Source organism: Hymenobacter metallicola, assembly GCF_004745645.1.
GTDB lineage: Bacteria > Bacteroidota > Bacteroidia > Cytophagales > Hymenobacteraceae > Hymenobacter > Hymenobacter metallicola.
Genome location: NZ_SRMB01000002.1, coordinates 1,050,660 through 1,077,105, shown reverse-complemented (window position 1 = coordinate 1,077,105; position 26,446 = coordinate 1,050,660). Strand labels below are relative to the sequence as shown.

The window sequence follows — 26,446 nt, the reverse complement described above, 5'->3', positions numbered from 1 at the left end:
AGCTGCTCAAGAGGTCATGCCGGGGCCAAGGCGGAGCTACCCGCCGCGCGCTGCGGAGCCAAGCAAGAATACACTGCCGAGTCCAGAAACCGGCCCTGAAAACAGTACTTCTCGCGAAAGTAAGCTTCCCGTACAAACCCGTGCTTTTCCAGCAACTGGATAGAGGCTGCGTTGGCCGGATCAACTTGCGCTTCGAGGCTGTGCAGCCGGAGCTGGGTGAAGCTATAGTCTATTACGGCTGCCAGGGCTTCGCTCATGTAGCCTTGTTTGGTAAATTCCGGGCGTAGTCCGTAACCCACTTCGGCCCGGTGGTGGGCTGGCTCCAGATTCCATAGGCAAATGATACCCAGCAAGCCTGGCTCCCCATCCCGGCTCAAGCCCCACGTAACGCCCTCATTGCCAATTCGCAGATCTTCGAGCAAGCGTAGATGCTGATGAGCCTGTTCCAGAGTCGGCTCTTTTGGCCGAGGAATGTAGCGCAGGAAATCTGCGTCGGAGCGAAAGAACTGGATGATGGGGGCATCGGCGGCCGTTAGCTGCCGCAGGGTAAGTCGCTGGGTGCGTAGCACCGGAAAAGGCGTAAACTGGATATTGAGCATGGCCAGCAAGGACTTTACTGGGGTAGTTGTCCGGGGGTGGCCGCACGGAGCAGCACTTCCGCCATGGGCTTTAGCTCCACGTCGTCCAGAAAGCCGTCGGCCACCGTCAGAACTGAAAACAGGTAGCGCTTCAGTTCCTGGGCATCGGGGCGCTCCTGGCGAAGCGCGGCCTGCACCAGATGCAGAGACAAATCAGCCAGAATCATCTTTTTACGCTGCCAATAGTCGGTTTCAGTGGCGGCCGACTGCTCTGTTAGCGCATGCGCCTGGTGCACTAAACGTAGTATTTCCTCTGACATGGGTACCGTATGAAGAGGTGAATGTAGGGCAGGAGAAAAGCGGCGCCAAGCTTTCGTTAGCGCAGAATGCTGGTATTCACCGGCGGCTCTTGGGCTTCAACGGGCCGCTCGAACTGTAGGCGGCCATCCGCAACGGAGCCTACCAGTACAAACCCATTGCGCCGCAGTACCCGCTGGGCTCCCGCATTATCAGGCTGGGTGTGGGCTACCAAGCGGCGAACCAGACCCGTATGCGCAGCTTGCTGCACAAGTCCAGCTACGAGTTCCGTCGCCAAGCCCTGCCGGCGCCAGTCGGCCGCTACCGAGTAGCTAATTTCGGCGGTGCCGGCCGCATCGGGTGGGCCCAGAAATCCTCCCGCCCCAACCAGCGTAGTAGGCGACGCATCGGTGGCTTTGCGCAGGGCATACCACCCATACCAACCCGCCGCCGTGCGGCCACCCGCCGTAAGCTGCTCCAGAAAATGGCGCATGGTGGCTAAATCGTATTCACCCGGGGGCCAATCGGAGGGAAGCGCGGCCCCGAGCAGCACCGGAAAGTAGTGGGGTTTGTGCACCTCCGCCGTAAGCAGGGCGCGGCTGGCGGCAATCAGCGTGAGGCGGGGCGTATGGGTAATCAGGGGAATCATGGCAGGCTATACGGCTGAATAGAAGCAGTGGCAAATATAGCGTAGCCAGCGGGGGAGCTGGGGCCAAAATAAACGACGCTCCGGCCGGGAAGCCAGAGCGTCGGGTTGGGTAGGTAAGACGAAAAAACTTATTTCGTTGTGGTTACAGCCGGCATGGTGGCTTCTTCTGCCAACGGGTTCCAGCCACGAAGCGCAGTCTCGTAATTGTAGAAAGCAGCTTGATCCGCATTCAGCTGCCGCGACCAGGAAGTACGGTTTTTGGCGCCTGCCCCGGGCCCCTTCGACTTGTACTCGGCAAAAAAAGCTTCTTGTTTGTTGTCTTCCTTGCCCCAGTGGTCCCAGCCTTTGGCTTTGATGATATTGCTCATTTCACAGTTGAGAAAGACAGTCTTGGCCGCTGGTTTCCACGGCCGGCCCAGAAAGTAGGATTCTTCGGGGGCATCACCCACAATTTTACAGCGCTGGAACACGTAGCCAAAGGCAATGCTGTCGGGGGTGGAAGCGGCGGTCATGCAGGTACCTTTGGGCTTGCAGAACAGGGTGCAGTCTTCGAACCACGCCGTGGCGGCGCCCAGAATAAAATCAGTGGTACCTTCTATGTAGCAGTTCTTGTAGAATTGGCGGCTACCGTACCCGTAGGTGTAGAGGGTGTCGCGAAACCCCAGGAAGCGGCAGTTTACGAAGCGGGCTTTGTCGCCGTACACCCACATGGCCGGGGCCTGGCCTAGCAAACCGGCCGAGTTTTGAAAAGTGATATTCTCGGCAGTGAAGTTGTTGCCAAAAACGCGGAAGCTAGCGGCCTCAGAAGTGCCCAGGGGCTCGGCGCCGTCTACTTGCCGGCCGTTATAATCATCGTAAACCAGGATAGTTTGCTCCAGGTCCTCGCCCAGCAACCTCACGAAATTCTGCTTTTTGGCCAGGTTAAGCTTTTCCTTGTAAGTACCCTTTTTAATGAGGATGGTAATAGGCGACGAATTGTTTTTGGGTACCGCATCTAGCGCCGCCTGCACGGTGCGGTAGGTACCGCTGCCATCTTGGGCAACGACGACTTGATTAGTTTGGGCAAAGCCAACAGTAGAGAGCAGAAGCAACCAAACGAGTAAAAGCTTTTTCATGTGAGATAAGCGGGTGGAGAATAAAAAGCATGACGATGGAAAAAGAGGGTTGCAGGATAGGTAGATAGTAAAGCGCCAGCAGACGCCAGAACAGGATTATGTGTGCAAAATAGGAGAAAAGAAAGTTCGAGCAAAATCAATCGTCGAGTAAAAAAAGCCCCTGCTAGAATTGGTGCCGACGGGATTTCCTATGATCTTATTCTATCTTGGTAGCTTCCTATAGCCACTCTCCATGAAAGAGCAACTCGCCCTTATTACCACCTATTTCAGCTTAGTTGATGCCTTCGAAACAGCCCCGACGGCCTATGCCGCCGTGCTGCATCCGGACGTGATACAGACAGAGTTTCCCAACCTGCTGTACAAAAGCATACAACACCGTTCCTTCACTGAGATTCTGGACAACCTCCGCATCGGGCGTGAACTGCTGCAAGATTCCCGCTTCGATGTGAGCAGCACCCAGCCCTGTGCCGACGGCAGCGTAGTAGTAGAAGGAGTGTGGCAGGCCACCGTCATCAGTGACGTAGGACCGTTTACCCGTGGACAGCGGCTTTCGGCTCAGCTCAGCCTGATTTTCGAGTTTAAAGACGGCCAGATTTTTCGGCAGCGGCGCTACCCTTGCTACGAGCCGTTCTAACGCGCTGAGCCAATAGGCAAGTACCTTGCGCTATCTGCCATAAAAAAGCCTTCCTAGTACTAGGAAGGCTTTTTTATGGCAGATACCCGAAGCAGGGCTAAGCCGTGACGCCGTTGCTACGGGCCTTGCTTGGCTTACCACCAGGTAAGGAGGCTGAGTCCTGTGCGGGACTAGAGGCCGCCGGGCCCGTCGTCTGAACCGCAACATCAGTAGCTTCCTGGCCTACACGGGCCGACATCTGGCCGGAGTGGTTTGGCTGGTTTCCGCGCACCTCGATCTGGTGGCGGCGGGTCTTTTGCTCGTCTTTGGGCACACTTACGCGCAGCAGACCATCTTCAAACGAGGCCTGAATGCCGGTTGCCTCCACCGTATCGGGCAGTTGGAAAGACCGTTGGAACGAGCCATAAGAACTTTCTACCACGTGGTAGCGCCGCTCGTTCTGCTCGTTACGGAAGCGTCGCTCACCGGCAATGGTCAGGCGGCCTTGGTGGAAATCCACTTTAATGTCTTCCCGCTTGAGGCCCGGCAAAGCAGCTTCAATCTCATAACTCTTCTCCGTTTCGTAGGCATCCACGTGGGGCGAGAAACTATTTACGCGGCCCCGCGACGCCAGTGAATCATTGAAGAACCGGTCGAGCATCGTGCTGAAGCTCGAGGAGGTCAGATCCGAAAACGAATCCTGATACTTCTGGATAGCCATGATTGTGAAAGGTTGAGGTGAAACAAACAAACACAAGCGCGCTTCCATACGAAGCCAAAAAAAGGTGGGTTTCATCCGAAAACAGCTTTTGGAGCTTGTGGGTGCACTTATTGGCTGGCCTGCCCAGCACGCGCCCCTGCTCGGGGCTTCGGGGCCCGAAGCACCCGGGCAGGGGCGCGTGCGGCCCGGTTTTGCACCCGGCATGCATCCTTTGGCCGCTTGGGCGTGTCAGTCCAGTATCGGCGTACCAGCTAGTACAGTTTTATGGGGGCTAGCCCCGCTTTAGTGCCTTACCAGTTAGTAATTCTTTGCGCTTGCTAAGCCAAGCTTTTCTGAAGTTCATCCGGTGCTGTGCGCGGCCGGGCCACTGCGTGGGCACTCTGTCGAGCCTGTAGCTACTGGACCAGCTAGCGTTTATCATTACTTCTTACGCGGTTGTCTATGTTCTATTTGAAGCGTTTCTACGAATACATTGGCTTTGTGCAAGGTCCTTTTGTGGGCTGCACCGCGCAAACCGTCCGTGCCCTTGAGCAGCAACTGGGTATCCGTTTTCCGGAAGCGTACGGCGAGTACCTGATTTTTGCGGGTGAAGAAGCCGGCCACCTGTTTTGCGAGGACTGTACGGCGGCCAGCCTACTACCCGAGTTGCAGCAGGAGGCCCGGGACATTCTGGCGCGTTGCGGGCAAGCACCGCTGCCGGGCAGCTTCTTGGTGTTTCTGACGCACCAGAACTATTCGATGTATGCCCTGGACCTTACCACCGGAGATGATCCGGCCGTGTACCTGTTTGTAGAACCCGAGGCCATCCGGGGCTGGCAACTCGCTTACGCGACTTTTTCGGCCTGTGTCGAGGCTCAGATAGATGCTCGTCTGGAAGCACTTGGCGTATTCTGTTAAGATGCTTATTGCCGGGCCCCGGGGCTTTCTGCGCTGCGCAAATCCGGTAGCAGGGCTTGTAGCTCCCGCGGCGTTTTACCTTCTAACGTCAACAAGGCTGCGTAGGGGTCGCCGGGCAGGCGCAGAAGCTGGGCAAAAGCGGGTTCGGTTTTCAGCCCCGCCTGCTTCAACTGCCGCACGGCGGTGCGCCATGCCTGCCCACCTGCTTCGAGCACCGCATGTTCCACAATGAGGTGACGTACCGCGTTTTGTAAAACCGACGCTTGCGGTTGCCCGAAGACTTCCCAGATAAAGCCCTCGGCCCTGAAGCTGCATACGATAGTGGGAAACTCCTGAAGCGTGGTTTCGGTGAGGGCGAAGTCGGGAAAGTGGCCGTAGTGGCGCTGCAGTAGCTGCCGGTACTCGGGCAAGGCCGCCGGGGGCACCTCGCAGATAATGTCCAGGTCGCTGCCGGGCAGGTCAATGGCCAGCGGAATAGTACCAGCCAGTATGGGCGTGTAGTTCTGTAGGGTCGATACAATACCCAGGCGGGCAATGGCGCGGAATGCCTGCTGCTGCCGGGTAGTGCCGGTTTGTAGATAAGTGAGGTCGCGCCAATCGGGCATATAGTAGGTTGCTGGCGGACGAGTAGTGACTACGGTGCCGGTCCGGACAAAGATAGTTGCCGTAGCAGCCTTCTCTTTATGCCACAGCCAGCAATGAAGAGAAGGCTGCTTTTTCATTTTCGGCAGCAAAGCCCTTGCTCAGGTAGCCCGTGGTGCGGATGGTGGGCAGAGGCAGGCTCCTATGGTCAGTAGAAATGCCGCCGTGCTGGCCAGCGTCCGGACCAGGTGCCAGCGGTTCCAGGGCGTAGCAAAAGCAGTCCGCGCCGCGGCAGTTTCAGCCGGAGTTGCTCGGGCAGTTGGAAAAGCGGCTAGCTGTTCGTTGAGTGGGATGTTGACAGCCAGCGTCACACCTAGGCTTCCAACGGTATAAACCATGGTAGCGGCACCCAGCAAAACCACCCGCCGGGAGTAAAGCCGGCGCATGTGTAAGGCCGTAGCCCAGGGCAAAAGCAGCGGGGCGCCCACAAAACTGCCGGCAAACAGCGGATTCTGAATCACTTTGTTGATGATCTGCATCGTGGTGATGTAGTCCCTGTCGGGCAAGCGGGCCAAGGCAGGATTTATTGCTACCGAGAAGCCGTAGAAGACACCCGTCACCAGCCCCGTGGTCGTGGTAGCCAGGGCTAGTATCATTGGTTTGAGAGGCATGGGAGGCAAGGGTTAGTACGATAAGCTGGCCGCTTGCCGCAGGTAGGTAGTTTCGTGTAGCTGCCGCAGCATGAAGTCGGCCACATCGGCCCGCGAAATCCTGATCTTAAGCCCGGTAGCGGTGGCCGCAAACCCGTGGTGGTAGGTGCCCGTGCGACTTCCATTGGTGAGCGTGCCGGGGCGGGCAATGGTCCACGCTACGGGGCTCTGCCGGATGTAACGCTCCTGTATTTCCGAGTCGGCGAAGGCACTGCGCAGAAACAGCGGCACGATAAAATACTTGTAGGTAAAGGGTAGCGCTGCCCGACTGTCGCCCATGCCCAGGGTAGTCAGGCAGATGAAGCGTTGCAGGCCGCAGGCTTCCATGGCCCGCAGAATGTGGCGGGTGCCGGTCGAGCGGACGGCCTCCTTCCGGGTAGCCGGGGCCCCCAATGCCGACAACACCGCGTCGTGGCCGGGCATGGCAGCCAGTACGGCGGCATAGTCGAGCACGTCGCCCTGCACCAGGCGAAGCTGTGGGTGCGCCAAGGCCAGCTTGGCCGGAGTGCGCACAAAGGCCGTGACGTGGTGGCCCGCTTCGAGGGCCTGAAGTACGAGCTGGCGGCCGGTGCCGCCGGTGGCTCCAAAGATGAGTAGGTTCATGGTGCTTGCTTGTAGTGTTCTACAAAGCACCGGTTTCCGGCTCCCGGGAAATAGAACAAAACCGCCAAGTTGGCTTACCGCACCTCCGTTAGGTTGTCCAGCACCTGTTGGGTGTGGTGGATATACTGCCCCGGCGATACCCCCGCAAATTCCTTAAAGGAACGAATGTGGTGCGACTGGTCGGCGTATTCGTTGGCAAAAGCCAGGTCCGAAAGCTTGTCGTAGGTCATGGCCCGCAGCTGGCCAAGGGAGCTTTGAAACTGGCAGATGCGGGCAAACAGCTTGGGCGACAAGCCGACGTGCTCTTTGAACTTGCGCTGAAAGCTGCGCTCCGAAAACGGCAGCGTGGCCTGGAGTGCGGGCAAGGCAATATTGCCTTGGGTACGAAGAATCTGGGCCAGCGCATACTGAATGCCGGGGTCGGGGGGAGCCATTGGAGTGCGTAGCGCGGCCAGCAGCGCCTGCGCCAGCCCGGCGAGCTGAGCCGGGAGCGGGGCCGGGGCAAGAAGGTGCTCGGTGAGGCGGCGGGCGGGCCCGCTAAGCAGGCCTACGTCTAGGCAGGTATCGGTCAGTTCGTCGGCCTTCACGTGGAAAATCGACCGTTCGGTGCCGGGGTACAGGCAGGCGCCCACCAGCCGGAATGGCCCCCGCGTCTGCAGCGTGCTGGCCTGCGTGGCTTGGCCGTAGAGCAGCAGCTTGGGCCAGGGTTTGCCTTCCGCATCGGAAACGCCGCCGGTCGCGTGCTGCAGAATCAGGCCGGGGCAGCCGTCGGCAATGGTGCGAAACGTTTTGGGCGTGGCCTCTTGCTGTTCCAGCGTCCAGAAGTAGCGGACGTGGTGGTGGAGAGGTTCGGGCGGGGCAAATTGCTGGAAGTACATAAGCGGCGGGTACTTGGACAAACCACTACAAAACACGCCCTACCCACGTATGCTCACCGGGGTAAAGGGCCAGGGTGCAAGCAAGATACAGAGTCGCAGTCTGTTACTGTGCGCGGGCTACTGCCTTGTACGGAAGCCGCGCCGGGCTTGGCCGCGGGTAGCCGCTCTCTTACTTGTCCTGTAGGTGTTCGGCCTTCCAGCGCATGGCCGTCAGCACCCGGGTACGGCCGCTGGGGTGGTCGAAGAAAATGGCTTCTTCCCAGGGGCTGGGGTCAATTTTACGGTATTCCGAGAGCTTCATAGCCGTGGAGGCAAACCCGTCGGGCTGGCGGGCGGCATTCAGGCCAAATACATCGGCTTCCTGTTCCTGGGTCCGGATAATGGTATTGAAGCCGGGCTGGGCAAAGAAGGTGAATACGCTGAACAGAGCTGCTACCAGCGGCAGTCCGCCCACGTCGCCGATGCTGCTGATGCCCCAGCGGGCACCGTAGCGGCCCAGTAGACGGTGGAAGGCCCAGTCGACAAACCACAAGCCCAGGCCCACAATCAAGACGAAGAAAATCAGCATCTTGGGAATGTGGTTGAGTACGTAATGGCCCAGCTCGTGGCCCATGACGGCCTGCACCTCGGCGGGCGTGCAGCGGTTAAGCAGGTTGTCGTTGAGCGACACGCGGATGGTGCTGCCCAGCCCGCTCACGTTGGCGCTGATGCGCTTGCTCTGCCGCGAGGCATCAAACAGATACACGTTATCGGCCGGTACGCCGTTGGCCCGGGCCATGCTCAGGATTTGGTCGCGCACGGGGCCGGCCGGCAGGTTGGTGTACTTGTTGAACAACGGCCGGATATAGATGGGCGACACAAACACCTGCACAACCAGAAAAATGGCCGCCAGCGCCGTAGCCCACACCCACCAGCGCCGCCCCGTGCGCCGGATGGCCACGTACAAGATCAGGATGACCACACTGCCCGCCACTACTGATACGGCCAGGCTCTTCAGATCGTCGGATAGCCACTGCCCGAAACTCTGGTTAGACAGCCCATACTGGTGCTCCCGAAAGTAATCGTCGTAGATGCTTAACGGGTAAGTAAGCACATGTGCCAGCAGTAGGTAGAGGGCAATGTAAGCCAGCGTCGGGAGCACCTTGGTGGGAAGGCGCTGGGTCCAGGATTTCAGGCGGGGTGAGAGGCCCAGCACCAAAAACACGGCCGCTAGGCCCAGCGCGTACAGCTCCCGCCACAGGGTGAGCCAGTAGCCGCCCTCGAAGTAGGCGTCGGAGCTGGCTTTCTGGGCCGGCGTCAGGGTGTTGAGGTAGTGCTGGGTAGCCGCCTCCACGTTGAAAGCGGCCGAATCGGCGGGTGCCGCGGCCAGCACGGGCAGGGTCAGCAGGAACAAGGATGCCGCCAGGAGCAGCCGTTTGGTAAAAAGGGGCATAGACAAGAGTAAGGACGACAAGTACAGTGGGCCACTCACGCAGCCGCCTCAAGCTACTGCTTACGTGGGTAATGTTGTAGCCCTCAGATGCCCGGGCACCCGTCCGGGTTGCCTGGGGTGTTTTCTTAAGCCGGCTAAAAAAATGACCAGGCCCGCGTTGTAGATAACGCGGGCCTGGTCATAGAAGCCAGAGCGGTACTTGAGCCACGGCCGGCTCAGTTGGTTACTCCTCCGTTTTCAGCGGAATATTCGTGAAGCTGCCCCGGAGCGTAATATCACACCGCCGCTTGGGGAAGCTGCTGTATGCCACAGTCGGGTCGTAGTTGCCGGGCATGATGACGTCGTACGAGCCGCTGAGCAACTGCCGCTTAGCGTCGTAGGCCGTGATGATAAGGTTCCCGGTAAGATTCTGTCCCTTGCTAAAGAAGAGAACCGTGCCCCCACCCAGATTTTCGGCTAACCGATACGAGTAGGTGACGTCCGCGTCTTGCACGTCAAAGTTCTTCATGTTCTTCAGCGTGTAGCTGCCTACCAGGGAGGCCTTGATCTTGGTCCGGTCGAGGATGAAGCTCACCGTTTCCGAGGAGGTGGCTGGAGCCACGCGCACATAGAAATCAGTCTTGTTCTGGATGGAAGTCGCCACAACTTGCTTGGCCTGGAACACCGTATCCCGGCGCTGCCCATTGTCGGCGTACACTATCGAGCGGTTGTAAACAACGGTGGGCTCGGGTAGGGGCTCGGGGGTCGGGTCTTGCTCGTCTTCTTTGTCGCAGCCGGTAGCCAGTAACAGAGAGAGGCCTAGGAATAAGGAATGCGTAAGGGTGTATTTCATACAAGTAGATAAAGAAGTGTTGTTAGGATACCAATCGAAAAATAATGCCAGCCCAGCTTACCAAGGCACAACGGGAGTGCCTGAACCAACGGGCATGCTGCTAACAACTTCACAAACAGCCGTAAAAAAACCGAGGCATCCGCACAAGTCGGATGCCTCGGTTACAAAGAAGTGGGCTCGGGCCCTGGTCGAGAAGACTACTTCACCAACAGGCGAGCCGTCTGCACCTGCGTGCCAGCCTGGAGGCGCACTACATAGATGCCGGCGGTGAGGCCCTGCAGCGAAACGCGCTGCTCTTGCTGACCAGCACCCTGACGTACAGCCGTCAGCGCACGTACCGACTGACCCAGCAGGTTGTGCACCGAAACAGCGGCCGTGGTGGCCGTGGGCAGGTCGTATGCTACGCGCATCGTTTCGCTGGCGGGGTTGGGCAGCAGCGCCAGGTTGAAGGTCGTCGTGTTCTGCAGCTGGTTAGCCGTCGAGGTGATGCGGGTGAACTGGTAAGCACCGGTGATGTCGTTGAACGTTACGGTGTAGTTGCCAGCCGTGGCAATCGGAATGTTTGGGCCATCCTGGGTACCGACGCCAGCGGGGAAGGTGTTGGCGCCCCAGTTTACGGTCCAGGCATCGTTAGCGCGGAACTTCGCTTCGCCAACTGTCAGGGGCAGCGTAATCGTCCACTGGTGGTTGTTAGCACCCGTGCCGGCCGTCATAGCCGTAGAAGCATCCCAGCCTTTGGCGGTAGCCGAGCCGATGATGCCCACCGTGGGGTAGGTAGCCTGGGCCATGCTCACGGAAGCCGTCAGCAGGAAAGCAACCAGAAAGAAAAATGCGCGCGTAAAATTTTTCATGTTGTGGGAGTTAGAGAAAGTGAATTAATAGAGCAACAAATAACGCAACAAAACTTGAATTGCAAGCTGTGTGAGTGTGTTTTCGCTCGATTTTTACGCTTCTTTCCAGCTTGTTTTATGAATTAATTTCCAGCGGCCGGCCGGAGCTGCCACCCCAAGCTGCTCGCTAGCGAACTTAAACCAGTAAGCTTGCAGGAGTCGGCTCCCGAATAGCAGTGTGGGGCCTCGGAGGATTAGGGGGCGCTGTCTGCCGAAGCCGAAAGCTTAAAATATTCTTCTTCGGTCAGCTTGGGCAGGTCTTTGTGCACACTGTCGAGCAGGGTGCGCACGATGCGGCCTCGGGGGGTCAGGGCGTAGGCCACCACGACGGAGTCCCGGGAAACGGGCACGTAGCTGTCGCCGCCTTCTGTATCCTGCACGGTAGCGGTAACGCGCAGGCGGCCGTCGGTATCCTGCTGCATCTGGGCCGTGGCCTTCCAGCCCTCGTCGCCACCGGTGGCCGCCACTACAGCCCAGTCCAGCACCTTGCGTCCGTCGGGGGTAAGCGTCAGGTAGTAGATGTCGGCGTAATAGTCGTACTCCTGGTATAACATGGGAACGAGCAGAAAGCCCTGGCAGCGCACGGTATCCAGGGCGTACAGGTTCCAGCGGTGGTTATACTCCGCGAATACGTGGGGCAGCTGCGGGTTCTGCTTCGCCAGCCTTGCTACCACCGCATCCGAGAGCCGCTGACTTTCCGGATGCCGCTCCTTTTCTGCACTGATGTTGTAAACGGGCAGGCGGCAAGCTGCCGGGGTAACTGCGGCGGGCGCAGCGGGCATTGGCGTGGTAACACCGGCCTCAGCCTGAATTTCCGTAGCCGAGCTGCCGCAACTGCCGGTAAGCCCGCCGAGTGAAAGCAGAAAGGGCATGGCCCATGCTTTTATATTCATAGGCTGCAATGTATGGCTTCGCGTCCGAAGCTCCGCTGCCGCAACCCGTCGGCTCTGCGTTGGCCAGGGGGGCAGCCAGCAGGGCCGGGCTTGCAGGAAACAATGTCTGTATCCAAAAGACAAGCCGAGAAGCTGTACCTTGGCTTTGAATTTTACAGCTGCTCAGGATGAAGCCCAACTCCCTCGAAGCCTTCTATGCCAAGTTCGCCACCATGCCCGACGTAGCGGCTAGTCCGGCGCCGGGGGCCATTGCGGAGCGGGAAATCGGGCACTTCAACATCTTCCGGGTGTCGGACCTGATGCGCACTTACCCCAACAAGCCCCATATGACGTTCGACCGGCGGGCCTTCTACAAGCTCAGCCTGATCCGGGGCCGTAGCCTGGTCGAGTATGCCGACAAGGCCGTGGAAGTCGAGCGTAATGGCTTGTGGTTCGCCTCCTCCCGGGTGCCCTACCGCTGGCAACCCCACGACCTAAACCAAACGGGCTACTTCTGCATCTTCACCGAAGATTTTCTGCTGCCGGCCAAGGGAGGGGTAGCTCTGGAAGAGCTGCCCATTTTTCAGCCGGGCAGCACACCCGTGCTGGAAGTAACGGACGCCGAATACGCGGCTGTTGAAGCTATTTTTGAGAAAATGGCCGAGGAAATTGCTTCTGCCTATACCTATAAATACGACCTGCTGCGCACCTACCTCTGGGAGCTGATTCACCGGGGGCAGAAGCTGCACCCCGAGCCGGCGCCGGCCCCGGCGCACAGTGCCTCGGCCCGGGTTACGGTCCTGTTTGGGGAGTTGCTCGAACGACAGTTTCCCCTGGCTACGCCCCAGCAGCAGCTGCGCCTGCGCACGGCCAAGGACTACGCCGATGTGCTGGCCGTGCACGTCAACCACCTCAACCGGGTGCTGAAAGACACCACCGGCCATACCACCACTGAGCTGATTGGCGGCCGGGTGGCCCAGGAAGCCAAGATGCTGCTGAAGCAAACCAACTGGACCGTCTCCGAAATTGCCGACAGCCTGGGCTTTGCCGACGTGGCCCACTTCTGCAACTTCTTCAAGCGCCAGACCTCCCTGACCCCCGGCGACTTCCGTAGCTAAGGCTATTGTTTGAATGATACAGTAGATGGTTTGACTCGCGCAATGCCGCCGCCGCCCGCGTCCCGGACCTTTGAGAAGTAAATAGTGCCCTCACTTTCAAAGGACCATACCATGCGTGTTTTCGTAACCGGCGCTACGGGCTTTATCGGCTCAGCCATTGTTCAGGAATTACTCGGCGCGGGCCACCAGGTGCTCGGCCTCACCCGCTCCGAGGCCGGGGCCCAGGCCCTGCTGGCCGCGGGAGCCGAAGTGCACCATGGTACGCTCGAAGACCTCGATAGTCTGCGACGCGGAGCTGAGGCGGCCGGCGGCGTCATCCACACGGCCTTCAACCACGACTTCTCGGCCTATGAAACGGCTGGGCAAACTGACCGGCAGGCCATTGCCGCGCTGGGCGAAGTCCTGGCCGGTTCCGACCGGCCCCTGCTCGTCACGGCCGGGCTGGCGGGCTTCAACCTGGGCCGTCCCGTCACCGAAGACGATAACCTCACGGCCTTGCACCGGCTGTCGGAGCCGGCGGCCCTGGAGCTGGTAGAGCAGGGAGTGCGCGCCATGGTGATACGCCTGTCGGCTTCCGTCCACGACCGGAATGACCACGGCTTCGTGCCGACGCTCATCAACATTGCCCGCGAGAAGGGCGTGTCGGCTTACGTGGGCGAGGGGCTCAATTGCTGGCCCGCCGTGCACCGCCTGGATGCGGCCCGCCTCTACCGCCTGGCGCTGGAACAGGGCACGGCTGGGGCCCGGTACCACGGCGTAGCCGATGAAGGTATCCGGCTGCGCGACATAGCTGCCCTTATCGGCCGCCACCTCAACGTGCCGGTGGTATCCAAAACGGCGGAGGAAGCTCCCGAGCACTTCGGCTGGATGAGTCGCTTCGTGGGCTTGGGCCTGACGGCCTCCAGCGCCCTGACTCAGCAGCGCCTGGGCTGGGAACCCACCCACCCCAGCTTGTTTGACGACCTGGAGCAGGGGCACTACTTCGCGCAGTAAGCACTACGCCAGCTTTTGCGTCATCAGGGCAGAGGCCCTCAGCCTGGGCCTCGTCGATACGAAAGCAGGCGTAGGGTATAGCCAATGGAGCGGTAAATGCTGGGCCGGTAGGCTGTTACCGCTCGTCTTCCGGTGGCGCGCTGCGGGGCGTAGCTCCGGGGGCAGCAGGGGGGCGGGGCACGGAAGCGGTTGGTAGGCGTAGGCGCAAGTACTGCTGTAGCCAGACCGGGTACAGATTATAGCCCACGTTGGTAACCAGAATCAGCGCGGCCCACCCCGCGTAGCCCCGCCCCAGCGCGTAAAAGCTCGCCAAGGCGAAAAACACCAGCAGGGCCAGATGAAACCGCTCCATATGGTAGCTACCGGTCACCAATGCCCGCAGCGTAGCCCGGTTGCGGACGTGGCGGTACTGCGGGTAGCGGCGCCGCAGCAGGGCATTGACCAGCCCGCCGTGCTGGGTAAAGAGGTTGACCAGCGGTACGCCCAGCCGCTGATACGGCCGCACCGCGTGGCTAAGCTGCCACCACCCGAACCAGGCCCGGGGCAGCGCATACACCAGCAGGCTTACCCCCAACAGTCCGCATAGCCAGGGCCTGGCCATGTGCTGGTAGCAAAACAGGCTCACTGGCAGCAGCCCCAGCACCGACCACAGCACGCTGGGTACGGCGTTGTAGCCGGCTAGCACGGCGGCCGAAGGCAGGGCGGGTTTCGGGGAGTTCGTCATAAGGCACCGGTTGGGCAGCAAGCCGGGCTGCCGTTGCGTATCTAGCTGCCGGGCGATTCGAGGAAGTAGTCCTGGCTTACGCCAGCAAGCTAGCCAGCGTCGGTATGTTCCAACCCGGCATGTACTCGGTTGGGCCCAGCCAGGAGGGAAGCCGTGCGCCGCCGATTCAGCCGCAGCACCAGCGGGGCAGCACGGGTACAGGACGACACCGCCACCACAGTAGGCCAAGCGTGGCCCCGTACTTCGCCAATATCACGAGCGAGGCCAGAATCATGCAGGGAAACGCTACTCGGTGGTTAGGCCAGACAGGATGATGGTGGGGGCCGGGGCCGCCGGGTTATTAGGCCACCCAGGCCCGCACCCGCGCTAACCGAAGCTACAGAATAAGCGGATGCCAGCTGCCAGCTTTCCGCAGCTGCCGGGGTTTCCCGGCAACCGGGGCTACTGCCCAACGCGGCGCCACCTGGGGCAGTATTGAATCGGCCGGCCGTATATTTGTCCGGTAATGCCCAGCTCCCGCACCCCTAAGCTTTACTTTGAGAATACTGCTGCCCGCTTGCTGCAGGACCCGCAGGGCTTTCTGCGGGTTAGCTGGAGCGCCCAGGAGCGGCGGCTGGAAGAAACTCAGGCGGTATTCACCCACATGCGCCTGGCCCTGGTGCGGTTCAACTGGAGCCGGATCCTGGTCGATCAGCGGGTAATGCCGCCCTTCACGGCGGCCGAGCAGCAGTGGATAGCCCAGCAGTGGCTGCCGCTGGCCGTCCAGGAAGGCGGCTACCGCCACGGAGCCGTGGTGGTATCGACGGAGGTAATGGTGCGGCTGGCCACGTCCTTTATTACCACTCAGGTGCTGGGCCTGCCGCTGGTGTACCGCTCCTTCGAGCGCGAGGCTGATGCCCAGCAGTGGTTGCTGGGTCAGCCCGCTACGCCTTGAGGTAGCATAAGAACGCCGCCTGAATTTCTTCGGGCGGCGTGGTTGTGAGGTGGCGGCGGTGGCTGGTAGCCCCCAGCCTACTAGCGGCCATTGGCACCATCGGCGGCGGTGTTGCCCCGAAACAGCATGATGTCCTTGTCGAACATATAAATCCCGCTCTTGTCGTCGCCGACCAGCTCCAGCTTGTCGTTCAGGGTGCGGGCCAGGGCTTCTTCTTCCAGCTGCTCCGACACGTACCACTGCAAAAAGTTGTGGGTGGCAAAGTCGCGCTCCTGCAGGGTGAGGCCCACCAGCTCGTTGATGCTCTCCGACACGGCAATTTCGTGCTTCAAGAAGTCCTCGAACACCCGCTTCAACGACTGAAACGTAACCACGGGCTGGGGCAGGGCCGGCACCAGGGCAAAGCCGCCCCGCTCGTTCACGTACCGAATCAGCTTGAGCATGTGCACCCGCTCCTCGTCGCTCTGCTGATAAAAGAAGTTGGTTACCCCGTCCAGGCCCGGCTGAATCTCGGCCCAGGAAGCCATAGCCAGGTAGGCTTGCGACGACTGGGCTTCCATGAAAATTTGCTTGTTAAGCGCGTTTTGAACGAGTTGGGGCAGCATAAGCGGGAGCGGGGGGAAAGAAGTGTGAGCAGGTAATTTACAGGTTTAGGCTCAACCCCCGTCAGCCCAGACTCCTAAAACCCGCAAATTCCCGGACTAGCAAAGCCGGCCGCCTCTCGTGTGCCCCGCCAGGGCCCATCTGCTCCTTCGGCTGCCTTCTGCCCCTGCCGGCCCTACTGACCTCACTCTACGCTGTCCTTTTCCCGCTTGTCATCCTGAGCAAAGCGAAGGACCTACCTCCTGTGCCCCACCCAGCCTGCTACCAACGCACAAAAGCCCTTTACCACCAAGGCAGTAAAGGGCTTTGCACACCGAACGAGTGTTATCAGAACATGGAGGCAGGTCCTTCGCTAATGCTCAGGATGACAGCCGCAGAAATGAGCTGCCGTAGCCGCACTACGGGCTAGTAGCTTTCCTTCTGGAACCCGAATTCCCGGAGCTTGGCCTCAAACGTATCCGGGAACTGGGCCTTGATGTAGTGAATCAGGGCCCGCAGGGTTTTGCTAACCTGCTCCTCACCCTGGTCCTGGAGTGGCAGCCCGCAACGAAGCAAGTATAGCGCGGACTGCACCAAAACGAACACGCCGACCGAGTTTTTCCGGGCGTCAGCTTTCTGATACGACCCGGCCAAGGACCGTCTGCTTATGAGTATAGTGTAGGGGCTGATTTACTGTTTAGTTGCCGGCATAAAATAAGACCTTTGTACTTGCCCAAAGCTCAACTTTCTGCCTGGTTATGAGATACAGTACTCTTTTTATCTATTTGTTTACGGTCGTTTGGGCGTTGGTTGCGGAGCCCAAAGCCTGGGCGCAGGCCCCCGACTGGCAGGCCGTAGCTGGAATTAGTGGCCCGGTGGGCAACGGCTCGCAGATAAAAGCTGCTACTACCGATGCCAGTGGCAACGTGTATATGGTCGGCACGTTTGCGGGCAAGGCCGGCTTTGGCTCAATCACGCTGACGAGTGAGAGAAACAGCATATTCGTGGCAAAATGGAGTCCGGCTGCGGGGCGTTTCCTGTGGGTGCAGCAGGCGCAGGGCTTCCTCGACAACGAGGCTACGGCCATAACGCTGAACGGCAACGACATTTACATTGCCGGACAATTTGCCAGCTCCACCATCACCTTCGGCTCTATCGTACTCAGCAGCACCAGCGTCGATTATACAACCGACGGATTTGTGGCCAAGCTTACCGAACAGGGCGGCACGGCCCGCTTTGTCTGGGCCGAGCGCATCGGCGGGACCCGGGGACAATATATTACGGCGGTAGCCTGCGTCGGCAGCAGCGTATATGTGGCCGGGCATACCAATGGCGACAAGGCTCAGTTTGGCGCTTTCACCTTCCGGAATGCTTCCTCCGATACCTACACCACGGATGCCTTCGTGGCCAAGCTCACCGACGCAGGCACTACGGCTTCCTTTACCTGGGTGCAGTACCTCAGTGGCTCCGATTTCGACCAGGCAGACGCGTTGGTGACCGAGGGTAACAGCGTGTACTTCGCCGTAACGTCGTCCAGCCCAACGTTAGCCATTGGAAACAAGGTGTTCAGCAGCGCCGGCGGCTCCGACGTCTTTGTGGTCCGGCTGACGGATACCGGGACGACCAGCAACGTAAGCTGGACGCAGCAACTCGGCGGCACGGGGGTTGACCGGGCCAGGGCGCTGGCCCTGAGCGGCGCCAACCTGTATCTGGCCGGTAGCTCGTCGAGCTTCCAGTTGCCCTTTGGCTCCAGCAGTTCAAGTCCGGCCGGTAGCTATGATGTGATGGTTGCCAAGCTTACCCAGGCCGGTGCCCCGGTATGGATTGCCCGGGGCGGGGGCGCGGGTGAAGAATCGGCTTATGCCCTAGCCGTAAGTGGGAGCAACGTGTACGTAGCCGGCTACTTGGCCAGCACCACGGCCCGCTTTGGTACTACCAGCTTAGCCAGAACCGGGGCACATTCGTCCATGGGCACCGAACTGTTCGTGGCCCGGCTCACCGACGCCGGCGCCACTGGCGATTTTACGTGGGCCCGGAAAGCAGATGGTTCAGGCAGTAGCAATTATGCATATGCTGTGGCCGTAAGCGGAGCCAATGTATACGTCGCAGGTCAGATAGAGGCGTTCAATACCTTTGGCAGCCTGCCAGTAAGTACGGGGGGAGGAACGCGGCGGGGCTTTCTGGCCCTGCTCGCCGATGCAACTCCTACCACGGACACCAAGACCCTGCTATCCGAGGTAAGTCTGTACCCGAACCCCGCCCGCACCAGCGTTACCATGCAGCTGCCCCTGATACCAAAGGCCACTCCGGTAGTGTTCAAGCTGCTCAACACGGTGGGGCAAGTGGTCAGAACCCGCGCCCTGACGCTCACCAACGGCCTGCGCCCGGAGCTACACCTGGCCGGTCTGGCCGCCGGCCACTACACGCTGCTCCTGGAGGCCGACGGTCAGTGGGCGGCCCACTCCCTGATTGTGTACTAGGATAGGTATGAATCCCCGGCCCGGCTGGTACCCATGCACAAAGCCCTTTCCTACGCCGGTAGGAAAGGGCTTTGGCACATTGGCAGGAGCAGCGGTGGGATAAGGCAGGAAGGTCCTTCACTCCGTTACGCTGCATTCTGCATAACAGAAGGCGAAGAAAGGTCCAGCGGACAGGCTAGTAGCTCTCCTTCTGAAACCCGAACTCCCGCAGCTTGGCCTCAAACGTATCCGGGAACTGGGCCTTGATGTGGTGAATCAACGCGCGCAGGGCCTTGCGGACTTGCTCCTCGCCCTGGTCCTTGGCGCTGACCTTGCCGCTGCGCTGCCCGGTGGCAGCGGTGCTGTCCTTTACCAGTTCCTTATACTCCTCTACCAAGGGTTCCCAGTGGGCGGTGCCGTACTTGTTCTTGTCGAACTTGTGGGCCTTGAGGGCCAGCAGCAGCTTATCCAGGGCCTTCACCCGCTCGGTGCGGGCCATCGGCAGCCGGTAGTTTTTACCCATCTTATCGATGCCGAACTCCCCGTAGTAGGCCGTTTTGTCGTCGTTGGCTTCGGCCAGGTAGCCTTTCACGTAGGTCAGGCTTTTGTCGAGCATCTTGTCCAGGGCCTTCAGGCGCTTGGCTTGCGGGGTGCGGGCATCCCCGGCGGCATCAGCCTTGTCGCGGCTGTCGGCGAAGGCCGCGGCCTGGGCGGCAAAGTCGGCCTTGGTGAGCCAGAGTAGCGCCGGCAGCTCGGAGGCTTGCCACGCTTTGGCGGCGTTGGTGGCTACTTCCGCCAGCGCAATGGCGGAGGTGGGTAGTTGGCTGGCCCGGTTGGCGGGCTTAGCCGGTTTGGCCGGCGTAGCAGCCGACTCAATAGGGTTAGTGGACATAGATAATTGAGGTAAAGGATACAACTTCAGGAATATACCGTTCTGCTTGTATACTGGCAAGCAGTAGCCGAGCCCGGAAACAAGTATTGCTAAGCTCCGGGGGAGCAGAGGAGCCCGGAAACAAAAAACTAGTAGCTCCTCTACTCCCCCGGGGCCTTCCAACGATTGTTTTGATGCTCCAGGGGAGTAGAGGAGCACTGAAACAAAAGTTTCCAAGCCTCGGGGCAGCAGCCAGGCTTGGAAACATTCGTTGGAGAGGACAGGGGACTTCCTACCGGCAGTCGCTCGCCAGCCGGGAAGTTATTTAAGCTCGAAATAACTGACGATGCGGTTTGCTTCTTCGGCACTAAAGTCGCCCTGATGCTGCGCGAGAGCTACTTTTACGTTTACCACGGTTTGGCCTTCTTCCAGCTTTATCGTGGAAATACTCGAACGGCCCTTGATAAAGTATTGCGCTGTAAAGTGGGAAGAAGCGGCACTCTCAATCTTAATCAGGCCGACATGGTTTGTACCTGCTACTTCCGTGAGGCAAACATCCGGCCTGCGGATATCGACTAGCCAGCTAGTATGGTTTTGCTCGGAGATGAACTTCGAAAGGGCCTTTTCTTCTCGGCGTGTCAAATCGAAGCTCTCGATACTGCTGCACCTAGTTGGCAGTTGAAGGGATTGTATCGGTTTACAGCCGTTTGCTACTATCAGGCTAGTAAGTACTAAGTAGAACTGCTTCATCTGAAACCAATATTGCTGCTGCCTCGGCAGTCGCTCGGCCGTGCCGAGTTACAACTACGTGAAGCGGCTTTGCCGCGAGGGGCACGCGCCGGTAGGAGAAACCAAATAGAGGGCCACTGCGTTTTTACAAAAATATTTGTAGGAATTCGCAACAATCCCTACATCTTTGCGACAGAAAAGCTCTGTAGCTCCCGAACGCCCAAGTTCCACTTGGGAAGTTAATGTAGGGAGAACGGAGCTTTTTCTATTTTTTATACTGTGTATTATCTACCTCTCTATCGTTCGACACGAAAAGCCAATGTCGGTACGGATGAGTCCAGTTGTTCTCTAAACTTCCTCGTAAGCCAGTAGAGATTCCGCAATTGAAGCCAGGAAGTATGCGGCGGATCCGGTTATTGATGTGCTTGTAAAGTTTTTCTTTGGCAACTGTTCGCTTGCCTCGTAGTCTAGCACCATCTGGCTTTTCAAGGTGTTTGTCGTTTAGTCTAAAAGCCATACTGCCAAGCACTACATCCAAGAATTGTAGCAGACGGTGAGTCTTTGAATCAACTTCGGTGATGTCGTCTTTACGAAATCTAATATGCGCTAAGCGAAATTCGGGTTTGGTCTGCAGGCCTTTAATGTATTCTTTGAATGCTTGGCGTTTAGGCAGGGTATCCGGTAACTGATCAAAATATGCTCTTACATACAGGGGCTTACCAGTTGTGTTGCTGTACTGTAGACCGAAAGCGTGGTGAAAGAAGTGATAATAGAGAATGAAATACTCATTCTGCAATTGCTCATCTGACAAGTTTAGAGGTCTGTTTGCATTTTGAGTAAACATGATTCGCACTTTAACTAGGTCAGCCTCCATCAAATCAAAGAAGGTGTCCATAAGGGCTATATACTTATCTAAATAATTAGCGGTAACCTTCTGCCACTTAATCTCTGTATTGAAATGATGGTCATCACAGACTTTATTTATGGCTTTTTCTACGCGTTTCAAGTCTCGGGAACGCACTAGAACGCCTCCATAAAAGTTAGAAAAGAACTTACCGTCTTTGACCGATTCGTCGCAATAGATTCGGTATTCCATAAGAAGTAGAAAGTAGAAAAGGAGGCTCAAGCCTCCTTTTCCATGATTTAAATATCCTTCTAATTAAGAACCGCAGGCCTCGCAGGCGTCCGGGTTATCCAGGGAGCAGGCCATGTCCGAGGCGTTCTGGGCCATGGCGTTGAGGGGCTCCAGGGTTTCGGCGGCTTGCTTCTGCACCGTGAACTTGATGGCGTCGGCGGCGGCTTTGGTGCGCAGGTAGTACATGCCGGTTTTGAGGCCCTTCTTCCAGCTGTGGAAGTGCATGCTGGTCAGCTTGCCGAAGTTCACGTTCTGCACGTGCAGGTTCAGGCTCTGGCTCTGGCAAATGTAGGCGCCCCGGTCGGCCGACATATCAATGATGCGGCGCTGGGAAATCTCCCATACCGTCTTATACAGGTCCTTGATGTGCTGGGGAATCCGGTCGATGTTCTGCACCGAGCCGTTGGCGGCAATGATGTCGTTCTTCATCTGCTCGTTCCAGATGCCGAGCTTCACCAGGTCCTTCAGCAGGTGCTTGTTCACCACCATAAACTCCCCGCTGAGCACGCGCCGCACGTAGATGTTGGAGGTGTAGGGCTCAAACGACTCGTTGTTGCCCAGGATCTGGGCCGTCGAAGCCGTCGGCATAGGAGCCACCAGCAGGGAGTTGCGCACGCCGTGCTCCATTACCTCGGCCCGCAGGCTTTCCCAGTCCCAGCGGCCCGACTCGGGCGTTACGCCCCAGAGGTCGAACTGGAACTTGCCCTTGCTCAGGGGCGAGCCGGGGAAGGTTTCGTAGTGCCCGTCCTTCTTAGCCAGGTCCTTGGAGGCCGTCATGGCCGCGAAGTAGATGGTTTCGAAGATGTCCTTGTTCAGGCCGCTGGCTTCGTCGCTCTCAAACGGCATGCGCAGGGCAATGAAGGTATCGGCCAGGCCCTGCACGCCGAGGCCGATGGGGCGGTGGCGGCGGTTGGAGGTTTCGGCTTCCGGAACGGGGTAATAGTTGATGTCGATTACCTTGTTCAGGTTCTTGGTGGCGTGGTAGGTCACCTCGTAGAGCTTCTGGTGGTCGAACACCAGGTGGCCGCCTTCTTCCTTCAGGAAGCGGGGCAGGGCCAGGGAAGCCAGGTTGCAGACGGCAATTTCGTTCTCGTCGGTGTACTCCATAATCTCGGTGCACAGGTTCGACGACTTGATGGTGCCCAGGTTCTGCTGGTTGCTCTTGCTGTTGGCAGCGTCCTTGAAGAGCATGTAGGGCGTGCCGGTTTCGGTCTGGCTTTCCAGGATGGCGAACCACAGGTCCTGGGCCTTCACGGTGCGGCGGCCGCGGCCTTCCTTCTCGTATTTGGCGTAGAGCTTCTCGAACTCCTCGCCCCAGGTGTCGCCCAGGCCGGGGCACTCGTTGGGGCACATCAGCGTCCAGTCGGCGTTGGCTTCCACGCGCTTCATGAACAGGTCGGGCGTCCAGAGGGCGTAGAACAGGTCGCGGGCGCGGTTTTCTTCCTTGCCGTGGTTCTTTTTCAGGTCCAGGAAGTCGAAGATATCGGCGTGCCAGGGCTCGATGTAGATGGCGAAGGCGCCTTTGCGCTTGCCGCCGCCCTGGTCTACGTAGCGGGCCGTGTCGTTGAACACCTTCAGCATCGGGATGATACCGTTGGAGGTGCCGTTCGTGCCCTTGATGTAGGAGCCCGTAGCGCGCACGTTATGAATGCTCAGACCAATGCCGCCGGCCGACTGCGAAATCTGGGCGCAGTTCTTCAGCGTGTCGTAGATGCCCGTGATGGAGTCGTCCTTCATCGTGAGCAGGAAGCAGGAGCTGAGCTGGGGCTTGGGCGAGCCGGCGTTGAACAACGTGGGCGTCGCGTGGGTAAACCACCGCTCCGACATCAGGTTGTAGGTCTCGATGGCCGAGTCGATGTCCTCCTTGTGAATGCCGATGGCGACACGCATGAGCATGTGCTGGGGGCGCTCCACTACTTTGCCATCCACGCGCAGCAGGTACGAGCGTTCCAGGGTCTTGAAGCCGAAGTAGTCGTAGCTGTAGTCCCGGTCATAGATAATGGCCGAGTCCAGGGTAGCGGCGTGCTTGTGGATGGTTTCCCACACGTCCTTGGCAATCAGCGAGGCATTCTCGCCGGTCTTGGGGTCCTCGTAGGTGTAGAGGCGCTTCATGGTGCTCGAAAACGACTTCGAGGTCACCTTGTGCAGGTTGCTCACCGCGATGCGCGCCGCCAGGATGGCGTAGTCGGGGTGCTTGGTGGTGAGCGAAGCAGCGGTTTCGGCCGCCAGGTTGTCGAGCTCCACGGTCGTCACGCCGTCGTAGATGCCATCAATGACCTTCTTGGCGACTTCAATCGGGGAAATAAAGTTCTGATTGAGCCCGTAGCAGAGCTTTTCGATGCGTGCCGTGACTTTGTCGAATTTCACGGATTCGCGGCGGCCGTCGCGTTTGATTACCAGCATAAGCGTGCGAGGTTGTGTTGGATTTATGGATAGAATACACCACGCCGTGAAAGGGCGGGGACTACGTGCAAAAGCAAGGGCGGCCGGGAACTTTTCCGGCTTTCTTGAAGCGGAAGTTATCGGCTTCCGCTGGGTAGGACAAGCTTAGAGTTTAGAAGTTTTCCACATTAGGCTAAAATGGTGCTGTTCAGGCCCTTTTTCGTGATTAGCACCTCACTATATAGGGCCAGAATGCGCCCGGAAATCGGGTTGGCAATGTCCCGCAGATTCGGTATTGTCGGGGTAGGCTCGTGCCACCGGCTGGGGCCAGAATAAGCACCGGTGGGAAGCAAATCCGGCCGCCCCAGGCCCGGTAGAACTACCGGCCCCCTACAAAAGAAGCAGCCGGATTAGTCGGGGCCGAAGTCCGCCTGTATCTTCGACAGCCGAACCCCTTGTTTCAGCCCACTTCCATTCTTCCTACATGACGTTAACCTTTACTACCTGGAGCACTGCTACCCACAAGCTGCGCACAAGAAGCCTGACCTGGAAGCGTGTGGGGAGCCTGACGGCGCTGGTGCTGGGCTTGGTTGGGGGCCCACATCCGCTCCGGGCCCAGCCGAGCCGGGCCGGCCAGAAGGTGGCTGCAGGGTATGGCCACAGCATCAGCTTGCTGGCCAATGGCTTCATTGCCACGCACGGGGAAAACCGCTCCGGGGAAATAGGCAATGGCACCGCCGGGCGCCAACTCACGCCCTTTCTCATTCCGCCGCCCAGTGGTAAGGTGTGGTCGCACGTTATGACCGGCGACTTCCGTTCCGCTGCCTTGACTACCGATGGGGCTATGTACTCGTGGGGCAGTGGGGGCTACGGGCAGCACGGCGACAATGACAGAAGCCAGTATAGCACACCGCAACTGGTTGCGGCGCCTAGTGGCAAAACCTGGGTAAACGTCAGCGCCGGTTTTGGGCACACCCTGGCCTTGTGCAACGACGGGACCCTCTATACCTGGGGGGATAATTACTACGCGCAGCTGGGCAACGGTACGACTACGCTGACGCTGGCGCGGCAGGTGGTAACGGCTCCGGCGGGCAGCTGGATGGCCGTGGCGGCTGGCTACAACTTCTCTCTGGCCCTGAATTCCAACGGCTCGTTGTATGCCTGGGGCGCCAACCGGGACGGCCAACTCGGCGACGGTACCACCATACAGCGCGCTACCCCGGTGCTCATAGCTCCCCCGGCCGGTCTGCGCTGGACCCAGGTAGCGGCCGGGTTCTGGAACTCGGCGGCGCTCTGCTCCGATGGGTCTCTCTACGTCTGGGGAAACAACTACGCCGGCCAGATCGGGGATGGGACTACCTCGGCACGGCTCGTACCCCGGCGGATAAGCCCGCCCACGGGCCACCGCTGGACGCAGGTGAGTGTGGGCTATGAGCATATTCTGGCTGTGTGCTCCGATGGGGGGCTCTACGCCTGGGGTGGCAACGACTACGGAAAGTTCGGGAACGGAACCACTACGAGCCTGACTCAGCCCGCCCGGGTAGCCCCGCCCGCCGGCCAGACCTGGGTGCAGGTTGCCTGTGGGCACAACCATTCCCTGGCCCTGGCTTCCGACGGGCAGGTATACACGGCGGGCTACAACTACAGCGGCCAGCTAGGGGACGGCACTACCCAAAACAACAGCTGCTTTGTCCGCAACTGTAGTGCTCCGCTGGCCAGTGAGCTGCCCCAAGACCTGACCAAGGCTGCTCTGCGGGTAGCTCCCAATCCCTTTACAAACCTGATCCGGCTAACGGCCCAAGCACCCGCCGCCGGCCCGGCGACGGTGACCTTGCATACTGCCGTGGGCCAAACGATGGTCACGCGGCGCATTGCTATGCAGCGCGGCGAAAATGAGGTGACGCTTGCGGGCCTGCCGCCTTTACCGGCCGGGGTGTACTTCCTGACGTTGACAACCGAACAAGGGCGGCGCGTGGTGCGGCTGGCGCATACCGAATAGGGCTGGCCTCGCCTCGCCTCGGTGGCGCTCAACGGCATTGAAGCAGCCGGTTATTTACTTTTTCCGGGTTTGTAATCCAGACCGAAGCTCTGGGCATACTCGGCTAGGGGGCCCAGGCCCATCCGGGCCCGGCGCTCGTCCACATGGGCTTCATCGTCGATGGGGAAAAATTCCATCTTGCCCGTTGTCGGGTTACTGCGCAACTGGCTGCCGTAAAGCTGAGGCTTGTTCTGGTAAGTCAGAATCCGGTCTTCCACCAGGGCCAGGCTGGCGTAGTCCAGTTCGCCTTGGGCCGCGGCGGCCCGCATCAAGGGTACGTATTGCTGCATGGTGGCCAGGTTGGAGTGCTGCACGACCAGGAAGGCCGTGACACTCCCCTCGGAGCCGACCAGGCTCCTGCCCGGCCAGCCATACTGGTCAATTATGGCCGTCACGCGCAGCAGGTTTAAGGAATCGATGCGCTGCATGGCCCGGTGCAGGGAGTCCATCTGCGGCGACTTGTAGCCGTACTTCTCCATCATGGCCCGCACGTTCTGCCGCACACCTTGGTCACGGGCGTAGATTTCTTCCAGTTCCTTTTGCAGCGGCTGGTTAAGCTTCCCTGCGGCGGCCCCCGCTAACTCTGGCAACTTTGGAGAGGAGGCTTTCTGCCCGCAGCCAACGGCCGTGGCCAGCAGGCCGAGGCTCAGTAGGGCAGCTGTTTTCATCGGTAATGCTGTAACGGCGGCGTCAACCGGATAGGACTTGCCATACGACGCCCGGGAGTAACGCCATCAGGGCCTGATGTAATGCCCTGGCTATAGAAGATAAATTACGCCCCGACCATCTGGTGCCTTACTTCCAGCGGTAGG

The 26,446-nt window shown here is 59.2% G+C and carries 28 protein-coding genes; 7 read left to right on the top strand and 21 right to left on the bottom strand.

Annotation, left to right across the window (positions count from 1 at the left end):
• Positions 1-14: 14 nt before the first annotated feature.
• From E5K02_RS15230 to E5K02_RS15215, 4 genes are all read right to left on the bottom strand, one after another.
• Positions 15-599: a GNAT family N-acetyltransferase gene (locus E5K02_RS15230; RefSeq protein WP_135395954.1), complete on the bottom strand. Its 585-nt coding sequence runs from the start codon at positions 597-599 to the stop codon at positions 15-17.
• Between the two features lie 14 nt (positions 600-613).
• Entirely contained in the window at positions 614-898 is a 285-nt protein-coding gene (locus E5K02_RS15225) for a hypothetical protein (protein ID WP_135395952.1), read from the bottom strand.
• Positions 899-954: 56 nt separating this feature from the next.
• Positions 955-1,524 carry a GNAT family N-acetyltransferase gene (locus tag E5K02_RS15220; protein WP_135395950.1) on the bottom strand — a complete coding sequence of 190 codons (570 nt, stop codon included), beginning with the start codon at positions 1,522-1,524 and terminating at the stop codon, positions 955-957.
• 128 nt (positions 1,525-1,652) lie between these two features.
• Positions 1,653-2,639 (bottom strand): pectinesterase family protein, encoded by a 987-nt coding sequence (locus tag E5K02_RS15215; protein WP_135395948.1) that lies wholly within the window; start codon positions 2,637-2,639, stop codon positions 1,653-1,655.
• Positions 2,640-2,871: 232 nt separating this feature from the next.
• On the opposite strand from E5K02_RS15215, the gene E5K02_RS15210 reads away from it, so the two are divergent.
• Positions 2,872-3,273, top strand: coding sequence for a nuclear transport factor 2 family protein (locus tag E5K02_RS15210; RefSeq protein WP_135395946.1), 402 nt, complete (start codon positions 2,872-2,874; stop codon positions 3,271-3,273).
• A 97-nt stretch (positions 3,274-3,370) separates the two neighbouring features.
• Here E5K02_RS15210 and E5K02_RS15205 read toward each other — a convergent pair whose 3' ends face one another.
• Entirely contained in the window at positions 3,371-3,973 is a 603-nt protein-coding gene (locus E5K02_RS15205; RefSeq protein ID WP_135395944.1) for an Hsp20/alpha crystallin family protein, read from the bottom strand.
• A gap of 441 nt (positions 3,974-4,414) precedes the next feature.
• Here E5K02_RS15205 and E5K02_RS15200 point away from each other — a divergent pair, with 441 nt between their 5' ends.
• The gene (locus E5K02_RS15200) at positions 4,415-4,870 is read left to right on the top strand and encodes an SMI1/KNR4 family protein (protein WP_135395942.1); all 456 of its coding nucleotides are present in this window, start codon (positions 4,415-4,417) and stop codon (positions 4,868-4,870) included.
• A gap of 5 nt (positions 4,871-4,875) precedes the next feature.
• Here E5K02_RS15200 and E5K02_RS15195 read toward each other — a convergent pair whose 3' ends face one another.
• The 8 genes from E5K02_RS15195 to E5K02_RS15160 form a co-directional block, all read right to left on the bottom strand.
• Positions 4,876-5,475, bottom strand: a complete 600-nt coding sequence (locus E5K02_RS15195; protein ID WP_167856421.1) for a DUF4269 domain-containing protein — start codon at positions 5,473-5,475, stop codon at positions 4,876-4,878.
• Between the two features lie 138 nt (positions 5,476-5,613).
• Positions 5,614-6,123 carry an anthrone oxygenase family protein gene (locus E5K02_RS15190; RefSeq protein WP_135395938.1) on the bottom strand — a complete coding sequence of 170 codons (510 nt, stop codon included), beginning with the start codon at positions 6,121-6,123 and terminating at the stop codon, positions 5,614-5,616.
• Positions 6,124-6,135: 12 nt separating this feature from the next.
• Entirely contained in the window at positions 6,136-6,765 is a 630-nt protein-coding gene (locus E5K02_RS15185) for an NAD(P)-dependent oxidoreductase (RefSeq protein ID WP_135395936.1), read from the bottom strand.
• A gap of 74 nt (positions 6,766-6,839) precedes the next feature.
• Positions 6,840-7,643 (bottom strand): DUF6597 domain-containing transcriptional factor, encoded by an 804-nt coding sequence (locus tag E5K02_RS15180; RefSeq protein WP_135395934.1) that lies wholly within the window; start codon positions 7,641-7,643, stop codon positions 6,840-6,842.
• A 169-nt stretch (positions 7,644-7,812) separates the two neighbouring features.
• Positions 7,813-9,075, bottom strand: a complete 1,263-nt coding sequence (locus E5K02_RS15175; protein WP_135395932.1) for a M48 family metallopeptidase — start codon at positions 9,073-9,075, stop codon at positions 7,813-7,815.
• Between the two features lie 223 nt (positions 9,076-9,298).
• On the bottom strand, positions 9,299-9,907 hold the full coding sequence (locus tag E5K02_RS15170; protein WP_135395930.1) for a hypothetical protein: 609 nt from the start codon (positions 9,905-9,907) through the stop codon (positions 9,299-9,301).
• 197 nt (positions 9,908-10,104) lie between these two features.
• Positions 10,105-10,758, bottom strand: a complete 654-nt coding sequence (locus tag E5K02_RS15165; protein WP_135395928.1) for a T9SS type A sorting domain-containing protein — start codon at positions 10,756-10,758, stop codon at positions 10,105-10,107.
• A gap of 233 nt (positions 10,759-10,991) precedes the next feature.
• The gene (locus E5K02_RS15160; protein ID WP_135395926.1) at positions 10,992-11,690 is read right to left on the bottom strand and encodes a hypothetical protein; all 699 of its coding nucleotides are present in this window, start codon (positions 11,688-11,690) and stop codon (positions 10,992-10,994) included.
• Positions 11,691-11,857: 167 nt separating this feature from the next.
• Between E5K02_RS15160 and E5K02_RS15155 the strand changes: the two genes are divergently transcribed.
• Positions 11,858-12,787 (top strand): helix-turn-helix domain-containing protein, encoded by a 930-nt coding sequence (locus tag E5K02_RS15155; RefSeq protein ID WP_135395924.1) that lies wholly within the window; start codon positions 11,858-11,860, stop codon positions 12,785-12,787.
• Between the two features lie 111 nt (positions 12,788-12,898).
• On the top strand, positions 12,899-13,780 hold the full coding sequence (locus tag E5K02_RS15150) for an SDR family oxidoreductase (protein WP_135395922.1): 882 nt from the start codon (positions 12,899-12,901) through the stop codon (positions 13,778-13,780).
• 115 nt (positions 13,781-13,895) lie between these two features.
• Here E5K02_RS15150 and E5K02_RS15145 read toward each other — a convergent pair whose 3' ends face one another.
• On the bottom strand, positions 13,896-14,504 hold the full coding sequence (locus E5K02_RS15145; RefSeq protein ID WP_135395921.1) for a glycosyl-4,4'-diaponeurosporenoate acyltransferase CrtO family protein: 609 nt from the start codon (positions 14,502-14,504) through the stop codon (positions 13,896-13,898).
• A 505-nt stretch (positions 14,505-15,009) separates the two neighbouring features.
• Here E5K02_RS15145 and E5K02_RS15140 point away from each other — a divergent pair.
• Positions 15,010-15,438 (top strand): hypothetical protein, encoded by a 429-nt coding sequence (locus E5K02_RS15140; RefSeq protein ID WP_135395919.1) that lies wholly within the window; start codon positions 15,010-15,012, stop codon positions 15,436-15,438.
• Positions 15,439-15,518: 80 nt separating this feature from the next.
• Here E5K02_RS15140 and E5K02_RS15135 read toward each other — a convergent pair whose 3' ends face one another.
• Both E5K02_RS15135 and E5K02_RS25580 read right to left on the bottom strand, forming a co-directional pair.
• Complete coding sequence (locus E5K02_RS15135) at positions 15,519-16,043, bottom strand: ferritin (protein ID WP_135395917.1); 525 nt, start codon at positions 16,041-16,043, stop codon at positions 15,519-15,521.
• A 403-nt stretch (positions 16,044-16,446) separates the two neighbouring features.
• Positions 16,447-16,596, bottom strand: coding sequence for a hypothetical protein (locus E5K02_RS25580; RefSeq protein WP_167856420.1), 150 nt, complete (start codon positions 16,594-16,596; stop codon positions 16,447-16,449).
• 209 nt (positions 16,597-16,805) lie between these two features.
• Between E5K02_RS25580 and E5K02_RS15130 the strand changes: the two genes are divergently transcribed.
• The gene (locus E5K02_RS15130) at positions 16,806-18,500 is read left to right on the top strand and encodes a T9SS type A sorting domain-containing protein (protein ID WP_135395915.1); all 1,695 of its coding nucleotides are present in this window, start codon (positions 16,806-16,808) and stop codon (positions 18,498-18,500) included.
• A gap of 175 nt (positions 18,501-18,675) precedes the next feature.
• On the opposite strand, the gene E5K02_RS15125 is transcribed toward E5K02_RS15130, so the two are convergent.
• The 4 genes from E5K02_RS15125 to E5K02_RS15110 all read right to left on the bottom strand — a co-directional run bounded on the left by E5K02_RS15125 (position 18,676) and on the right by E5K02_RS15110 (position 23,617).
• Complete coding sequence (locus E5K02_RS15125) at positions 18,676-19,371, bottom strand: hypothetical protein (RefSeq protein WP_135395913.1); 696 nt, start codon at positions 19,369-19,371, stop codon at positions 18,676-18,678.
• Between the two features lie 300 nt (positions 19,372-19,671).
• Positions 19,672-20,100 (bottom strand): hypothetical protein, encoded by a 429-nt coding sequence (locus tag E5K02_RS15120; protein WP_135395911.1) that lies wholly within the window; start codon positions 20,098-20,100, stop codon positions 19,672-19,674.
• A gap of 244 nt (positions 20,101-20,344) precedes the next feature.
• Entirely contained in the window at positions 20,345-21,175 is an 831-nt protein-coding gene (locus tag E5K02_RS15115; RefSeq protein WP_135395909.1) for a DUF3800 domain-containing protein, read from the bottom strand.
• A gap of 63 nt (positions 21,176-21,238) precedes the next feature.
• Positions 21,239-23,617 carry a ribonucleoside-diphosphate reductase subunit alpha gene (locus E5K02_RS15110; RefSeq protein ID WP_135395907.1) on the bottom strand — a complete coding sequence of 793 codons (2,379 nt, stop codon included), beginning with the start codon at positions 23,615-23,617 and terminating at the stop codon, positions 21,239-21,241.
• 463 nt (positions 23,618-24,080) lie between these two features.
• Here E5K02_RS15110 and E5K02_RS15105 point away from each other — a divergent pair, with 463 nt between their 5' ends.
• Positions 24,081-25,595, top strand: coding sequence for an RCC1 domain-containing protein (locus E5K02_RS15105; RefSeq protein WP_135395905.1), 1,515 nt, complete (start codon positions 24,081-24,083; stop codon positions 25,593-25,595).
• A 50-nt stretch (positions 25,596-25,645) separates the two neighbouring features.
• Here the strand turns inward: E5K02_RS15105 and E5K02_RS15100 are convergent, their stop codons facing one another.
• Complete coding sequence (locus E5K02_RS15100; RefSeq protein ID WP_135395903.1) at positions 25,646-26,302, bottom strand: DUF6624 domain-containing protein; 657 nt, start codon at positions 26,300-26,302, stop codon at positions 25,646-25,648.
• Positions 26,303-26,446 lie beyond the last annotated feature (144 nt).

What these genes read in the sequence shown, in the direction of transcription:
- E5K02_RS15230 (WP_135395954.1), bottom strand. Translation starts at nt 599, where the DNA reads ATGCTCAATATCCAGTTTACGCCTTTTCCGGTGCTACGCACCCAGCGA.
- E5K02_RS15225 (WP_135395952.1), bottom strand. Translation starts at nt 898, where the DNA reads ATGTCAGAGGAAATACTACGTTTAGTGCACCAGGCGCATGCGCTAACA.
- E5K02_RS15220 (WP_135395950.1), bottom strand. Translation starts at nt 1,524, where the DNA reads ATGATTCCCCTGATTACCCATACGCCCCGCCTCACGCTGATTGCCGCC.
- E5K02_RS15215 (WP_135395948.1), bottom strand. Translation starts at nt 2,639, where the DNA reads ATGAAAAAGCTTTTACTCGTTTGGTTGCTTCTGCTCTCTACTGTTGGC.
- E5K02_RS15210 (WP_135395946.1), top strand. Translation starts at nt 2,872, where the DNA reads ATGAAAGAGCAACTCGCCCTTATTACCACCTATTTCAGCTTAGTTGAT.
- E5K02_RS15205 (WP_135395944.1), bottom strand. Translation starts at nt 3,973, where the DNA reads ATGGCTATCCAGAAGTATCAGGATTCGTTTTCGGATCTGACCTCCTCG.
- E5K02_RS15200 (WP_135395942.1), top strand. Translation starts at nt 4,415, where the DNA reads ATGTTCTATTTGAAGCGTTTCTACGAATACATTGGCTTTGTGCAAGGT.
- E5K02_RS15195 (WP_167856421.1), bottom strand. Translation starts at nt 5,475, where the DNA reads ATGCCCGATTGGCGCGACCTCACTTATCTACAAACCGGCACTACCCGG.
- E5K02_RS15190 (WP_135395938.1), bottom strand. Translation starts at nt 6,123, where the DNA reads ATGCCTCTCAAACCAATGATACTAGCCCTGGCTACCACGACCACGGGG.
- E5K02_RS15185 (WP_135395936.1), bottom strand. Translation starts at nt 6,765, where the DNA reads ATGAACCTACTCATCTTTGGAGCCACCGGCGGCACCGGCCGCCAGCTC.
- E5K02_RS15180 (WP_135395934.1), bottom strand. Translation starts at nt 7,643, where the DNA reads ATGTACTTCCAGCAATTTGCCCCGCCCGAACCTCTCCACCACCACGTC.
- E5K02_RS15175 (WP_135395932.1), bottom strand. Translation starts at nt 9,075, where the DNA reads ATGCCCCTTTTTACCAAACGGCTGCTCCTGGCGGCATCCTTGTTCCTG.
- E5K02_RS15170 (WP_135395930.1), bottom strand. Translation starts at nt 9,907, where the DNA reads ATGAAATACACCCTTACGCATTCCTTATTCCTAGGCCTCTCTCTGTTA.
- E5K02_RS15165 (WP_135395928.1), bottom strand. Translation starts at nt 10,758, where the DNA reads ATGAAAAATTTTACGCGCGCATTTTTCTTTCTGGTTGCTTTCCTGCTG.
- E5K02_RS15160 (WP_135395926.1), bottom strand. Translation starts at nt 11,690, where the DNA reads ATGAATATAAAAGCATGGGCCATGCCCTTTCTGCTTTCACTCGGCGGG.
- E5K02_RS15155 (WP_135395924.1), top strand. Translation starts at nt 11,858, where the DNA reads ATGAAGCCCAACTCCCTCGAAGCCTTCTATGCCAAGTTCGCCACCATG.
- E5K02_RS15150 (WP_135395922.1), top strand. Translation starts at nt 12,899, where the DNA reads ATGCGTGTTTTCGTAACCGGCGCTACGGGCTTTATCGGCTCAGCCATT.
- E5K02_RS15145 (WP_135395921.1), bottom strand. Translation starts at nt 14,504, where the DNA reads ATGACGAACTCCCCGAAACCCGCCCTGCCTTCGGCCGCCGTGCTAGCC.
- E5K02_RS15140 (WP_135395919.1), top strand. Translation starts at nt 15,010, where the DNA reads ATGCCCAGCTCCCGCACCCCTAAGCTTTACTTTGAGAATACTGCTGCC.
- E5K02_RS15135 (WP_135395917.1), bottom strand. Translation starts at nt 16,043, where the DNA reads ATGCTGCCCCAACTCGTTCAAAACGCGCTTAACAAGCAAATTTTCATG.
- E5K02_RS15125 (WP_135395913.1), bottom strand. Translation starts at nt 19,371, where the DNA reads ATGTCCACTAACCCTATTGAGTCGGCTGCTACGCCGGCCAAACCGGCT.
- E5K02_RS15120 (WP_135395911.1), bottom strand. Translation starts at nt 20,100, where the DNA reads ATGAAGCAGTTCTACTTAGTACTTACTAGCCTGATAGTAGCAAACGGC.
- E5K02_RS15115 (WP_135395909.1), bottom strand. Translation starts at nt 21,175, where the DNA reads ATGGAATACCGAATCTATTGCGACGAATCGGTCAAAGACGGTAAGTTC.
- E5K02_RS15110 (WP_135395907.1), bottom strand. Translation starts at nt 23,617, where the DNA reads ATGCTGGTAATCAAACGCGACGGCCGCCGCGAATCCGTGAAATTCGAC.
- E5K02_RS15105 (WP_135395905.1), top strand. Translation starts at nt 24,081, where the DNA reads ATGACGTTAACCTTTACTACCTGGAGCACTGCTACCCACAAGCTGCGC.
- E5K02_RS15100 (WP_135395903.1), bottom strand. Translation starts at nt 26,302, where the DNA reads ATGAAAACAGCTGCCCTACTGAGCCTCGGCCTGCTGGCCACGGCCGTT.